The following is a 13,257-nucleotide window of genomic DNA, read 5'->3' as shown; positions in this document are numbered from 1 at the left end:
CGCTCTGCGTCAGACGCGCGGTGGCCGCTCTGATGGCCGACGCGTGCCAGCGACTAATTTATCGACAATCCGCGCCGCCGCCACCATGCCGAAGGTCGCGGTGACCATCATCACCGCGCCAAAACCGCCGGCGCAGTCGAGCTTGACCCCTTCGCCGACAAAACCTTTGTACTGGCACACCGTGCCATCCGGCTTGGGATAGCGCAGCTGCTCGCTGGAATACACGCATGGCACGCTGTAGTTGCGCCCCGGCGTACGCGAGAAGCCATAATCGCGACGTAAGGTAGAACGCACCTTGGAGGCCAGCGGATCGTTCCAGGTTTTGTTCAGGTCGCCGACCTGAATCTGCGTGGGGTCGATCTGCCCACCCGCTCCGCCGGTGGTGATGATCTGTATCTTGCGCCGCTTGCACCAGGAAATCAGCGCGGCCTTGGCATTCACGCTGTCTATGCAATCGATCACCGCATCCAGCTGCTCGGTGATGTATTCAGCCATGGTCTCGCGGGTGACAAAATCGGCCACCGCATGCACCACACAGCCCGGATTGATGCTGCGGATACGCGCCGCCATCACCTCGACCTTGGGCTGGCCAACGGTGCTGTCGAGCGCATGCAACTGCCGGTTGCTGTTGCTCACGCACACGTCATCCAGATCAAACAGGGAAATCTCGCCCACCCCGGAGCGGGCCAGGGCTTCCGCCGCCCAGGAGCCCACACCGCCAATCCCAACCACCGCGACATGGGCAGCCGCCAGACGTTCGGCCCCTTGGCGGCCATACAGACGGGCAATTCCGGCAAAGCGTTGTTCATCCACAGGCTTTGTTACCTCTCACGCACCACAAGCGGCGCGCATTATAGGTAGCCGGGGAGCTACGCCCAAGCGCTGTGTGGGTGACGGTCATGCCTAACCGATCAACAGCACTGGCGCATAGCCAGTAAAGGAACCTTCAACACCATCCCCCGTCCCATCAATAGTGCCATTGGGCGAGCTATACAGCCCCATGCCGGCGGCGTAGCATGCGCCCCCCAAGCCCGTCACCTTTAATTGCCCCTTCGCTGGACCTGCTCACTATGCCCTCGCGTAAGTTTGGATTGAACCTGGTCATCTTCCTGGCGATTGCCGCCTTGTTTACTGGTATGTGGGCGCTGTACAACCGCCCGGTCACCGCCCCGGACTGGCCTGAGCAGATCTCTGGTTTTTCATTCTCGCCTTTTCGCGCGGGGCAGAATCCGCAGCAGGACACCTACCCCAGCGATGCGCAAATGCGTGCCGACCTCGAACTGCTGAGCCAACACACCGATAACATCCGCACCTACTCGGTGGATGGCCCGCTGGGCAATATCCCTGTATTGGCCGAAGAGTTCGGCCTGCGCGTGACCCTGGGTATCTGGATCAGCCCGGACCTGGAGCGCAACGAGCGAGAAATCGTCAAAGCCATCGACATTGCCAACAATTCCCGCAGCGTGGTGCGCGTGGTGGTCGGTAACGAAGCCCTGTTCCGCAGCGAAGTAACCCCAGAGGACCTGATTGCCTACATCGACCGCGTGCGCGCAGCGGTCAAGGTGCCGGTGACCACCTCCGAGCAGTGGCACATCTGGCAGGACCATCCGGAGCTGGCGCAGCACGTTGACCTGATCGCCGCCCACGTACTGCCCTACTGGGAATTTGTGCCGATGGAGGACTCCACCGAGTTCGTCCTTGAGCGCGCCAAAGACCTAAAAAAACTCTTCCCGAAAAAACCCCTGCTGCTCTCCGAGGTTGGCTGGCCGAGCAACGGCCGCATGCGCGGCGGTGCCGATGCCTCACAGGCGGATCAGGCCATTTACCTGCGCACGCTGGTCAATACGCTGAACGCCAAGGGCTACAACTACTTCGTCATCGAAGCCTTCGACCAGCCCTGGAAGGCCAGCGATGAAGGCTCGGTGGGTGCGTATTGGGGCGTGTACAACCTGGAGCGTCAGGCCAAGTTCGCCTTTGAAGGCCCTGTGGTAGCGATTCCCCAATGGCGGTTGCTGGCCATTGGTTCAGTGGTGCTGGCACTGCTCAGCCTGGCCCTGATGCTGATCGACGGCAGCGCCCTGCGTCAGCGCGGCCGCACCTTCCTGACCATTGTTGCCTTCGCCGGTGGCTCCGCCCTGGTGTGGATCGGTTACGACTACAGCCAGCAATACAGCACCTGGTTCAGCACCCTGGTCGGCCTGCTGCTGGGTATCGGTGCCTTTGGCGTATTTATCGTGCTGCTGACCGAAGCCCATGAGCTGGCCGAAACCGCCTGGACTCGCACCCGCCGCCGGCCATTCCAGCCGGTGTTGGCCGACAGCGCCTACCGGCCCAAGGTGTCGGTCCACGTGCCCTGCTACAACGAGCCGCCGGAGATGGTCAAACAGACCCTCGACGCCCTCGCAGCACTGGATTACCCGGATTTCGAAGTCATCATCATCGACAACAACACCAAAGACCCGGCCGTGTGGGAACCGGTAGAAGCCTATTGCAAGGTCTTGGGCCCGCGTTTCCGCTTCTTCCACGTCGCGCCGATTGCCGGTTTCAAGGGCGGCGCGCTGAATTACATCCTGCCGCACACCGCGCCAGATGCCGACGTGGTGGCGGTGATCGACGCCGACTACTGCGTCGATAAGAACTGGCTCAAGTACATGGTGCCGCACTTCAGTGATCCGAAGATTGCCGTGGTGCAGTCACCGCAGGATTACCGTGACGGCAACGAAAACATCTTCAAGAAGCTCTGCTACGCCGAATACAAAGGCTTCTTCCATATTGGCATGGTCACGCGCAACGACCGCGACGCGATCATCCAGCACGGCACCATGACCATGATCCGCCGTACGGTAATGGATGAATTGAAGTGGGCTGACTGGACCATCTGCGAAGACGCTGAACTGGGCCTGCGCGTGTTCGAGAAAGGCTACAGCGCCGCCTACGCCCACGAAAGCTTCGGCAAAGGGCTGATGCCGGACACCTTTATCGACTACAAGAAGCAGCGCTTTCGTTGGGCCTACGGCGCCATCCAGATTATGAAGGGGCATGCGCGCAGCCTGTTCCTCGGTAAGGGGTCCAAGCTCAAGACGGGCCAGCGCTACCACTTCGTCGCCGGCTGGCTGCCCTGGATTGCCGACGGCCTGAATATCTTTTTCACCGCCGGTGCGCTGCTCTGGTCGGCGGCGATGATCATCGTGCCGCAGCGGGTCGACCCGCCACTGATGATCTTCGCCATCCCGCCGCTGGCGCTGTTCTTCTTCAAACTGGGCAAGATCCTGTTCCTCTACCGCAAGGCCATGGGCGTTGACCTGGTGCGCTCGTTCCAGGCGGCTATCGCTGGCCTGGCGTTGTCACACACCATCGCCAAAGCCGTGCTTTACGGGGCATTTACCAAAACCATCCCGTTCTTCCGCACACCGAAAATGGCCAGCAACCACGGTATTCTGGTGGCGCTGTCAGAGGCGCGTGAGGAAGTGTTCATAATGTTCCTGCTGTGGGGGTCGGCCCTGGGTATCAGCATTGTCCAGGGCTTGCCCAGCGCTGATGTGAAGTTCTGGGTGGCCATGCTGTTGGTGCAGTCGCTGCCTTACCTAGCGGCACTGATCATGGCGCTGCTGTCGTCATTGCCAGCACCGCAGGCCAGTGCGCAGGAAGCGGCCAGCGCTAGTTAAGGACGCTCAGTGCGTAGGGAGGATGTCGCTTTGTACATCCACCCTGACTGCGCTCTCGGTGGATCGATGCAGCGTGATCCACCCTAGGTGTCTGGAATGCTAGACGGCGGCCAATGGCCGCCGTTTTGCTTTAAGATGGCGACCTTTCCGCTTGACGCCGCCTTGGAGCCGCAATGACCGCCAACGCCACGCCCCTCTCCCCGACGCTGGAACTTGCTTGCGAGCTGATTCGTCGCCCGTCCGTGACGCCGCTTGATGAAGGCTGCCAGGAACAGATGACGCGCCGTCTCGCCGCGTGCGGCTTCACCATTGAGCCAATGCGGATCGAGGAAGTGGATAATTTCTGGGCCAGCCACGGCGGTGAAGACGGCCCCGTGCTGTGCTTTGCCGGCCACACCGACGTGGTGCCCACCGGTCCGGTACAGAAATGGCAGCACCAGCCCTTCGATGCCCTGATCGACGAAGACGGCATGCTCTGCGGCCGAGGCGCGGCGGACATGAAAGGCAGCCTGGCGTCGATGATCATCGCAGTTGAGCGCTTTGTGGCCGAGTACCCTAACCACAAAGGCCGCATTGCTTTTCTGATCACCAGCGACGAAGAAGGCCCGGCGCACAATGGCACCAAAGCCGTAGTCGAGCGTTTGCGCGAACGTAACGAGCGCCTGGACTGGTGCATCGTCGGCGAGCCGTCGAGCACCACTTTGGTTGGTGATGTGGTAAAAAACGGTCGCCGTGGCTCGCTCGGCTGCACCCTCAGCGTACGCGGCAAGCAAGGCCACGTAGCCTACCCGCACCTGGCGCGAAACCCGATTCACCTGGCCGCGCCTGCCCTGGCCGAACTGGCCGCCGAGCATTGGGATGACGGCAACGCCTTCTTCCCGCCGACCAGCTTTCAGATCTCCAACCTGAATGCCGGCACCGGCGCGACCAATGTGATTCCGGGCGAGTTGAAAGCCATCTTTAACTTCCGCTTCTCCACTGAATCGACGGTCGAAGACCTGCAGCAGCGCGTTGAGGCCATCCTCACTAAACACGGCCTGGACTATCACCTGGATTGGGCACTCTCCGGCCTGCCCTTCCTCACCGAACCGGGTGCACTGCTCGACGCCGTGGCCGCCAGCATCAAAGCAGTTACCGGTCGCGAGACGAAACCCTCAACCAGCGGCGGCACCTCGGATGGCCGCTTTATCGCCACCCTCGGCACCCAGGTGGTCGAACTCGGCCCGGTCAACGCCACCATCCACCAGGTCGACGAACGCGTACTGGCCAGTGACTTGGATGTATTGACCGAGATCTACTACCAAACCCTGGTTAACCTGCTCGCATGAGTCTGATCTGTCCTATTTGCCAAGGCGCACTGAGCGTCCTAGACAACGGCGTAACCTGCCCGGCCAACCACCGCTTTGACCGTGCGCGCCAGGGTTACCTCAACCTGCTGCCGGTGCAGCACAAGAACAGCCGCGACCCCGGCGACAACGCCGCCATGGTCGAAGCGCGGCGACGTTTTTTGGATGGCGGTCACTACGCAACGTTAGCCAAGCGCCTGGCCGAACTGGCGGCCGGCTATAACCCGGCGCGTTGGCTGGATATCGGCTGTGGCGAGGGTTACTACACCACGCAGATCGCCGATGCCCTGCCGCATGCCGATGGCTATGCCCTGGATATCTCCCGCGAGGCGATCAAACGCGGTTGCAAGCGCGCGTCCCAGCTCAACTGGCTGGTGGCGAGCATGGCCCGCGTGCCGCTGAGTGACGCCAGCTGCCAACTGATCGCCAGCGTCTTCAGCCCGCTGGATTGGCAAGAGGCCAAACGCCTGCTCGCCCCTGGCGGTGGCCTGCTGCGTATGGGCCCGACCAGCGAGCATCTGATGGAACTGCGGCAAAAACTGTATGACGAAGTGCGCGACTACGATGATCAAAAGCACTTGGAGCTGATCCCCGACGGTATGCGCCTGGCCCACAGCGAAACCCTGACCTTCAACCTACAACTGGATAGCAGCGAAGCCCGTGCTGACTTGCTGGCCATGACCCCACATGGCTGGCGCGCCAGCGCCGAACGCCGCGCGGCAGTGATTGCCGAGCCCTGCGCAGTGACCGTTGCCATCCGCTACGACTGGATCGAGAAGCTATGACCATGCGCCAACCCGATATCGAGATTTACCTGAAAGACGCTGACCACAACGCGATTGGCGAATGGCTGAGCAACGCACTGGGCAGCTGCACACCCTGGCAGCAAAAAGGCCAGACCTACAAATGCCTGGCCGGTGATATTCCCGTGACCTGGCTGCCAAAAGCGGTGGGCAAATGGCACAGCCTGCTTCTGGAAAGCAACGCCACCCCCTGGGCCGATGACCTGGCCTGCGCCCAGGCCGCTTTCGCCGCGCTGAATGTCGAAGTCCGCTGCGCACCCGGTGGCTGGCAGGAAGAAGAAAGCGACGAGCAAGCTGATCGCTGGATGCGTATCAGCGCCGATGGGGTAGAAGAAATCACCTGGCGAACCGCTTAACCGACCGCTGAAAACTACTGCACTCGGCTATTCAGCGTTGCAACGACCAACGGGAGTAACAGCCGAAGGCTGATCCGAAGGACGAGCGATGCGAGTAAAGCAACCTCACAGCCGAAGGCTGAACGTGCTTTAGCGCGCCCCCGAAGGAGTGAGCGCAGCGAATCAAATGCTCATGTACAGACGTACACTCCGCTTTTTCGGCTACTTCCGCCTTGCCTAACCAGCGCTCGCAACGTTTTCAACGACCGGTTTATAGACGAGCATAAAAAACCCCGCCTAGGCGGGGTTTTGTTTAGCTGGGTGTTTACTTCTTACCCAGTTTCTTCAGCTCTTCGTCACGCAGTTCACGGCGCAGAATCTTGCCGACGTTGGTGGTCGGCAGTACATCGCGGAACTCCACGGCCTTAGGCACCTTGTAGCCGGTGACGTTGGCGCGCATGTGCTCCATGACCTGTTCTTTGGTCAGGGTTTCACCTGGCTTGACCACCACGAAGATCTTGATCGCTTCGCCCGACTTCTCATCCGGCACACCGATGGCGGCGCACTGCAATACGCCAGGCAGGGTGGCGAGCACGTCTTCCAGTTCGTTCGGGTAGACGTTGAAGCCGGACACCAGAATCATGTCCTTCTTGCGGTCGACGATGCGCATATAACCGTCTTCCTGGATCACCGCGATGTCGCCGGTCTTCAACCAGCCCTCGGCGTCGAGGATCTCGTCGGTGGCTTCCTGGCGCTGCCAGTATCCTTTCATCACCTGCGGGCCTTTGACGCACAGCTCGCCAATCGAACCCAACGGCTGCTCAACGCCTTCGTCGTTGATCACCTTGCAGATTGTCGACGGCACCGGAATACCAATGGTACCGATCTGGATATTGCTGAACGGGTTAACCGAAGCCACGGGGCTGGTTTCAGTCATGCCGAAACCTTCGCAGATCGAGCAACCAGTCACCTGCTTCCAACGCTCGGCGGTCGCCAGCTGCAGCGCCATGCCGCCCGAGAACGTGGCTTTCAGGGTACTGAAGTCCAGCTTGCGGAAGTCTTCGTGGTTGCACAGGGCAACGAACAGGGTGTTGAGGCCGACAAAGCCGGTGAACTTGTACTTGGCCAGGTCCTTGGTCATCGCCGGCAGGTCACGCGGGTTGGTGATCAGCACGTTGTGCCCGCCAATCAGCATCATCGCCATGCAGTGAAAGGTGAACGCGTAGATATGATACAGCGGCAATGGCGCGATCAGCACCTCGTTGCCTTCGCTCATTTCCGAGCCCATCAACGCTTTGACCTGCAGCATATTGGCGATCAAGTTGCGGTGCGTGAGCATCGCGCCCTTGGCCACGCCCGTGGTGCCACCGGTGTATTGCAGCACGGCGATATCAGCGCTGCTTGGCGTGGCTTCCCTGACTGCAGGACCGCGGCCTTTGGCCATGGCGGCGGTGAATTTGATCGCATGCGGCAGGTTGTAGGCCGGCACCATCTTCTTCACATGCTTGACCACGCTGTTGACCAGCAGGCGCTTAAGCGGCGAGAGCATGTCACCGACTTCGGTGATGATGACTGTTTTGATGCCGGTTTTCGGCAGAACCAGCTCAACCAGATGCGCCATGTTGGCGAGGCTGACCAAGGCTTTAGCCCCGGAGTCATTGAATTGGTGCTCAAGCTCGCGCGCGGTGTACAGCGGGTTGGTGTTGACCACCACCAAGCCGGCGCGAAGGGCACCGAAGACTACAACCGGGTACTGCAGCACATTGGGCAGTTGCACGGCGATACGGTCGCCGGGCTGCAGATCCGTGTTTTGCTGCAAGTAGGCGGCAAAAATGCCGGACAACTCATACAACTCGCCATAGGTAATGGTCTTACCCAGATTGCTGAAAGCTGGCTTGTCGGCGAAACGCTGGCAGGACTCTTTCAGTACCGCCTGAATATTTGGGTACTGGTCAGGATTGATTTCGGCAGCAATCCCAACGGGATACTTATCCTTCCAAAAGTTTTCGGTCATGGAAGCCCACTCCTCAGCAACAGCTTGATCTTCACCGTGCGTAGACGGCTGTTTATTGTAGATTCGCGTGTTTTCTGCGATTTAAACGGCAAAAAAATTGCCGAGAGCAATTTTTGACGTTGCACAGCGACGGCTCTAAAAGAGGGGTCACTCTGGATGGCGGATCACAAAAAAGCCGCCCGAGGGTAGCAGCTTTGCCAAACAGCGACTAGCACCATTAAGTGCCGCATCAGTCACAAAAATGACCAAACAAACAAATCTGGTCATCTTGGTAAAATCGCCAGAACAGCCGAGATAGGGGCGTTGCAGCGGGCCGGTTGCCGCATCGAGCAGCACATCCGTTTGATGCGCTCTGTTGAAGCGGCAACCGGGCAACGCCGATCAAGCGATGTCGCGTAGCTCGCGACGGAGGATTTTGCCTACCGGCGTCATCGGCAGTGAATCGCGGAAGACAATCTGCTTGGGCACCTTGTAGCCGGTGAAGTTTTCCTTGCAGTAAGCCTTCAACTCCTCGGCGTTAAGGCTGCTGTCGCGCGCCACAACAAACAGTTTGACGGCTTCGCCAGACTTCTCGTCCGGTACGCCGATGGCCGCGCAACTGACCACTTTAGGATGGGCCATGACCACATCTTCAATCTCGTTGGGGTACACGTTAAAGCCGGAGACGATGATCATGTCCTTTTTGCGGTCGACGATACGCACGAAGCCATCCGGGTCGATCACCGCCACGTCACCACTCTTGAACCAGCCCTCGGCATCCAGCACTTCGGCGGTGGCGTCCTCGCGGTTCCAGTAACCCTTCATCACCTGAGGGCCCTTGATGCACAGCTCACCGCGCTCACCCAGCGGCTGCTCAATGCCATCGTCATTAATCACTTTGAAGGCTGTGCCCGGCACCGGAAAACCAACAGTGCCCAGGCGCGCCTTTTGGCCATAAGGGTTGGTACTGGCCACCGGCGACGTTTCGGTGAGGCCATAGCCCTCAGTCACCGGGCAGCCGGTCATCGCCTGCCAACGCTCAGCCGTGGCTTTGACCAAGGCTGTGCCGCCGGAGTTGGTCAGTTTGAAATGGGAGAAATCCAAGTTCTTGAATTCTGGGTTATCCATCAGGGCGACAAACAGCGTGTTGAGGCCCAGAAAAGCGGAAAACTGCCACTTGCCCAGCTCTTTGACAAAGCCTGGGATGTCACGCGGGTTGGTAATCAGCACGTTGTGGTTGCCGTTAACCATCATGCACATGCAATTCGCGGTGAAGGCGTAGATGTGATAGAGCGGCAGCGGCGCAATCATGATCTCCTGGCCTTGCTTCATCAGCGGAGTGCCGTCATCGCCTAGCTGCGACAAGCAGGCATCAACCTGCAGCATGTTGGCCACCAGGTTGCCGTGAGTGAGCATCGCGCCTTTGGCCACGCCCGTGGTGCCGCCGGTGTACTGCAGAACGGCGACATCGTCCTGGCTGACTTTGACCGGCTTCAGCGCATGGCCATGGCCTTGCTTAAGCGCTGCTTTAAAAGACACCGCCTGCGGCAAATGGTAGTCGGGGACCATCTTCTTGAGCTTTTTCACCACGGTGTTGACCAGCCAGCCTTTGAGGCTTGGCAGCAGGTCACCCATTTTGGCTTCAATCAGGTAATCGATCTCGGTATCCGGCAGCACGTCCTGCACCAGCTTGCCGAACATATTCAGGTAAACCAGCGCGCGCACGCCGGCGTCCTTGAACTGGTGGCGCATCTCGCGAGCGGTGTACAGCGGGTTGGTGTTGACCACAATCAGCCCGGCACGCATGGCGCCGAACACGGCAATCGGGTACTGCAATACGTTGGGCATCTGTACCGCAATGCGATCACCTGGCTGCAAATCCGTGTGCTTTTGCAGGTAGGCCGCAAAGGCTGCCGAAAGCCGATCAAGCTCGGCATAGGTCAGCGTTACACCCAGGTTGCTGAAAGCTGGCCGGTCGGCGAACTTTTTGCAGGAACGCTCAAACACCTCGATAACCGATTTGTAAGCCCCCAGGTCGATATCGTTGGGTACGCCGGCCGGGCGTTTGTCGCTCCAGAATTCAGGCTGCATTATTTTTATCCTCTGGCCCTGAAATGATCCTAATCCGCGTTGCGGAGTTAGCTCGAAAGTAACAGCTAACGCCAAACTGGCAAATAGCCGGGCGGCGTCATTGACGCACTGAATCTTGCCGCTCGCTGTGGAACTATTTAAATGCGCCACGTATAACGGGTTGGCGACCAGCAAATACGGTTCATCATGCCCTTCATTCTGTTCACACTTACCTTGCTGACCCTGTTGGCGCAGCCGGCCCGGGCTGAGACACAACTGCGCATGGTGTCTCTGGAGTACCCACCGTACAGCTCGCAGCACCTGCCCGATGGCGGCAGCATCGTTGCTATTACCCGCCGCGCCTTTGCCATGCAGGGCCACTCGGTGCAGATCGATTTTCTACCCTGGGCGCGGGCGCGCATGGCGTTACGCAATCGCAACTACCAGGGCGCGCTGGCCCTGTGGCCCAACGAGGTTAAAGAAGAAGGGTTGCACCCATCACGCCCGCTGTTTTACGGCAACCTAGGCCTGTTTATCCGCAATGGCCATCCATTACGGTTCACGGACTTACGCGAGCTGCGCGGGCAGACCTTGGGCATCGTGCGCGGTTATGGCTACCCGCAGCATATTTTCGATGCGGGCCTGATTCTTGAGGAAGCCGTGGACGACATCACCAACCTGCGCAAACTGCATGCCGGTCGTTTTGGCATGGTGCTGCTCGAACACACCGTCGGGAATCACCTGATCAACAACGATGCGCGGCTGCGCGGCACGCTGCACTGGCAAGGTAACGTGCTGGAACGCATTCCCCTGCTGGTCGGTTTTTTACCGCCACAACCCGGCGAGCCAGACTGGAGCAAGGTGTTTGAACAGGGCCTGCGCGACCTGCATGCCAGTGGCGAATACATGCAAATCCTGCGCGAGCACAATCGTTAACCCTGCACGGACTTTGCGCCGCGTCGCGCGGGGTGCACAATGCCCAGCTTCTGCAGGCCCAAGGGATTCGCCATGCTCCACCAAGCGTTCTGGCTCAGCAGCACCGATGCCGCGCCCCTCTACGTAAACCGCTGGTACAGCGAGCAGCCGCCCAAAGCGTTGCTGATGATCGCCCATGGCATGGCCGAACACAGCGGGCGCTATGCACGTGTGGCGGAGGTGCTGGTGGCGCAAGGTTTCGAGGTGTATGCACATGACCAACGCGGGCATGGCAAAACCGCCGAGCACGGTCTGCTGGGGCACTATGCTGACCACAATGGCTGGAACCTGGTGGTCAATGACCTGGCCAACCTCAACCACCATATGCGGCAAAACCATCCGCAAGTACCGATTTTCCTGCTCGGCCACAGCATGGGCAGTTACATCAGCCAGGCCTACCTGATGCAACACAGCTGCAGCCTGCAGGGCGCCATTCTTTCTGGCTCCAACTACCAGCCCGTGGCGTTGTACCGCGCGGGCCAGTTGCTGGCCCGCTTCGAGCGCTGGCGCCAGGGCCCACAAGGCCGTAGCGCGCTGCTGGAGTTCGTCTCCTTCGGCTCTTTTAACAAGGCGTTCAAGCCCAACCGTACCGCCTTCGACTGGCTGAGCCGCGACCCGCATGAAGTCGACCGATACATCAATGACCCGCTGTGTGGCTTTCGCTGCACAAACCAGCTGTGGATTGATCTGCTCGGAGGCCTGCAACACATCACACCCTTGCAGAGCCTGGCGCAGATCGACAGCAGCTTGCCGCTACTGATTATTGGCGGCGCCTGTGACCCGGTCAGCGACGGCCATCGTCAGCAAGACCTGGCCAACGCCCTGGGTGGTGCCGGTAACGCGCACGTCCAGCTAAAAATCTATCCCGGTGCCCGTCACGAACTGCTCAACGAGAGCAACCGCGACGAGGTGACCACTTACATCATCGACTGGTTACAGCAGGCCCTCGACCTGCCACGCCAATGCCCCTCACCGACTCAAGAGAGCCGCACATGACCCAGAGCAGCAACACCCCTTATGACCTTCTCGAAGTCGGCCAGACTGCCAACTACAGCAAAACCGTCAGTGAACGCGATATTCAGCTGTTTGCCGAAGTCTCCGGCGACCACAACCCGGTGCACCTGGACGCCGAATACGCGGCGACCACCATGTTCAAAGAGCGCATCGCCCACGGCATGTTCAGTGGTGCGCTGATCAGCGCGGCGGTGGCGTGTGAACTGCCCGGCCCGGGCACCATCTATATCGGCCAAAGCATGCGCTTTACCGCACCGGTAAAACTGGGCGACACCTTGACCGTGCGCCTGGAAATTTTGGAAAAACTGCCGAAGTTCCGCGTACGCGTGGCCACTCGCGTGTTCAACCAGAACGACGAATTGGTCGTTGATGGCGAGGCAGAAATCCTCGCGCCACGCAAAGCACAAACCGTTGAATTGACTAAGCTGCCGCCCATCACTGTCGGCTAAGCCTACGTCTTCAGGTCACCGCCGCTGCCGGCGGCGGTGCACTGCCCTGCTACACAATCGCGCCCGGGCAATCCGTTTCGGCGCTTCTGGAGAGTTCCATGCCCCTGTCCATGTACCAAGCATCCATCCCTGTATTCACCCGTCAGCTGAATAACCTGTCGACCATCCTCGGCATCGCGGCGGCCCACGCGGCAGAGAAGAACATCGAACAAAGCGTGTTTCTCACTGCGCGTCTGGCCCCGGACATGTTCCCGCTGAGCCGCCAAGTGCAGATCGCCTGTGATGGCGCCAAAGCGGGCGCTGCGCTGCTGGCCGAAGTGGAAGCACCGAGCCATGCCGACGACGAAACCAGCTTTGCCGAACTGCAAGCACGCATCGCCAAAACCCTGAGCTTTCTGCAGGGCCTGAACGCCGCGCAGATCGACGGCAGCGAAGCCCGCACCATCACCCTCAAGCGCCGCGACAAAGAAACCCACTTCATGGGCCAAGCCTTCCTGCTTGATCACGTGCTGCCGAACTTCTATTTCCACCTCACCACCGCCTACGCCATCCTGCGCCATAACGGCGTGGCCATTGGTAAGCGCGACTTTCTCGGCACTCGCTGAGT

The 13,257-nt window shown here is 59.8% G+C and carries 11 protein-coding genes; 8 read left to right on the top strand and 3 right to left on the bottom strand.

Going from position 1 to position 13,257, the window contains the following annotated elements; all coding sequences use genetic code 11:
- Positions 1 to 9: 9 nt before the first annotated feature.
- The gene (gene tcdA, locus AC0J6G_RS02955) at positions 10 to 813 is read right to left on the bottom strand and encodes a tRNA cyclic N6-threonylcarbamoyladenosine(37) synthase TcdA (RefSeq protein WP_475251132.1); all 804 of its coding nucleotides are present in this window, start codon (positions 811 to 813) and stop codon (positions 10 to 12) included.
- A gap of 257 nt (positions 814 to 1,070) precedes the next feature.
- Here tcdA and AC0J6G_RS02950 point away from each other — a divergent pair, with 257 nt between their 5' ends.
- From AC0J6G_RS02950 to AC0J6G_RS02935, 4 genes are all read left to right on the top strand, one after another.
- Entirely contained in the window at positions 1,071 to 3,665 is a 2,595-nt protein-coding gene (locus tag AC0J6G_RS02950) for a glycosyltransferase (RefSeq protein WP_475251130.1), read from the top strand.
- 173 nt (positions 3,666 to 3,838) lie between these two features.
- A complete protein-coding gene (dapE, locus tag AC0J6G_RS02945) occupies positions 3,839 to 4,993 on the top strand; it encodes a succinyl-diaminopimelate desuccinylase (RefSeq protein WP_475251128.1) in 1,155 nt (384 codons plus the stop codon).
- Positions 4,990 to 5,796: a putative RNA methyltransferase gene (locus tag AC0J6G_RS02940; protein WP_475251126.1), complete on the top strand. Its 807-nt coding sequence runs from the start codon at positions 4,990 to 4,992 to the stop codon at positions 5,794 to 5,796. Before dapE ends, AC0J6G_RS02940 begins: the two co-directional genes overlap by 4 nt.
- Positions 5,797 to 5,798: 2 nt before the next feature.
- Complete coding sequence (locus AC0J6G_RS02935; RefSeq protein WP_475253564.1) at positions 5,799 to 6,170, top strand: hypothetical protein; 372 nt, start codon at positions 5,799 to 5,801, stop codon at positions 6,168 to 6,170.
- Between the two features lie 304 nt (positions 6,171 to 6,474).
- Here the strand turns inward: AC0J6G_RS02935 and fadD1 are convergent, their stop codons facing one another.
- Positions 6,475 to 8,163, bottom strand: coding sequence for a long-chain-fatty-acid--CoA ligase FadD1 (gene fadD1, locus AC0J6G_RS02930; protein ID WP_475251124.1), 1,689 nt, complete (start codon positions 8,161 to 8,163; stop codon positions 6,475 to 6,477).
- A gap of 381 nt (positions 8,164 to 8,544) precedes the next feature.
- Complete coding sequence (fadD2, locus tag AC0J6G_RS02925) at positions 8,545 to 10,233, bottom strand: long-chain-fatty-acid--CoA ligase FadD2 (RefSeq protein ID WP_475251122.1); 1,689 nt, start codon at positions 10,231 to 10,233, stop codon at positions 8,545 to 8,547.
- A gap of 186 nt (positions 10,234 to 10,419) precedes the next feature.
- Between fadD2 and AC0J6G_RS02920 the strand changes: the two genes are divergently transcribed.
- From AC0J6G_RS02920 to AC0J6G_RS02905, 4 genes are all read left to right on the top strand, one after another.
- Positions 10,420 to 11,148: a substrate-binding periplasmic protein gene (locus AC0J6G_RS02920; RefSeq protein ID WP_475251120.1), complete on the top strand. Its 729-nt coding sequence runs from the start codon at positions 10,420 to 10,422 to the stop codon at positions 11,146 to 11,148.
- Positions 11,149 to 11,220: 72 nt separating this feature from the next.
- Positions 11,221 to 12,183: a lysophospholipase gene (locus AC0J6G_RS02915; RefSeq protein ID WP_475251118.1), complete on the top strand. Its 963-nt coding sequence runs from the start codon at positions 11,221 to 11,223 to the stop codon at positions 12,181 to 12,183.
- On the top strand, positions 12,180 to 12,650 hold the full coding sequence (locus AC0J6G_RS02910; protein WP_475251116.1) for a MaoC family dehydratase: 471 nt from the start codon (positions 12,180 to 12,182) through the stop codon (positions 12,648 to 12,650). Before AC0J6G_RS02915 ends, AC0J6G_RS02910 begins: the two co-directional genes overlap by 4 nt.
- A 98-nt stretch (positions 12,651 to 12,748) precedes the next feature.
- The gene (locus AC0J6G_RS02905) at positions 12,749 to 13,255 is read left to right on the top strand and encodes a DUF1993 domain-containing protein (protein WP_475251114.1); all 507 of its coding nucleotides are present in this window, start codon (positions 12,749 to 12,751) and stop codon (positions 13,253 to 13,255) included.
- The last annotated feature ends 2 nt before the right edge of the window (positions 13,256 to 13,257 follow it).

This window comes from Pseudomonas sp. TS_SC_3 (assembly GCF_056156225.1).
This window is presented reverse-complemented; position numbering and strand designations above follow the sequence as displayed.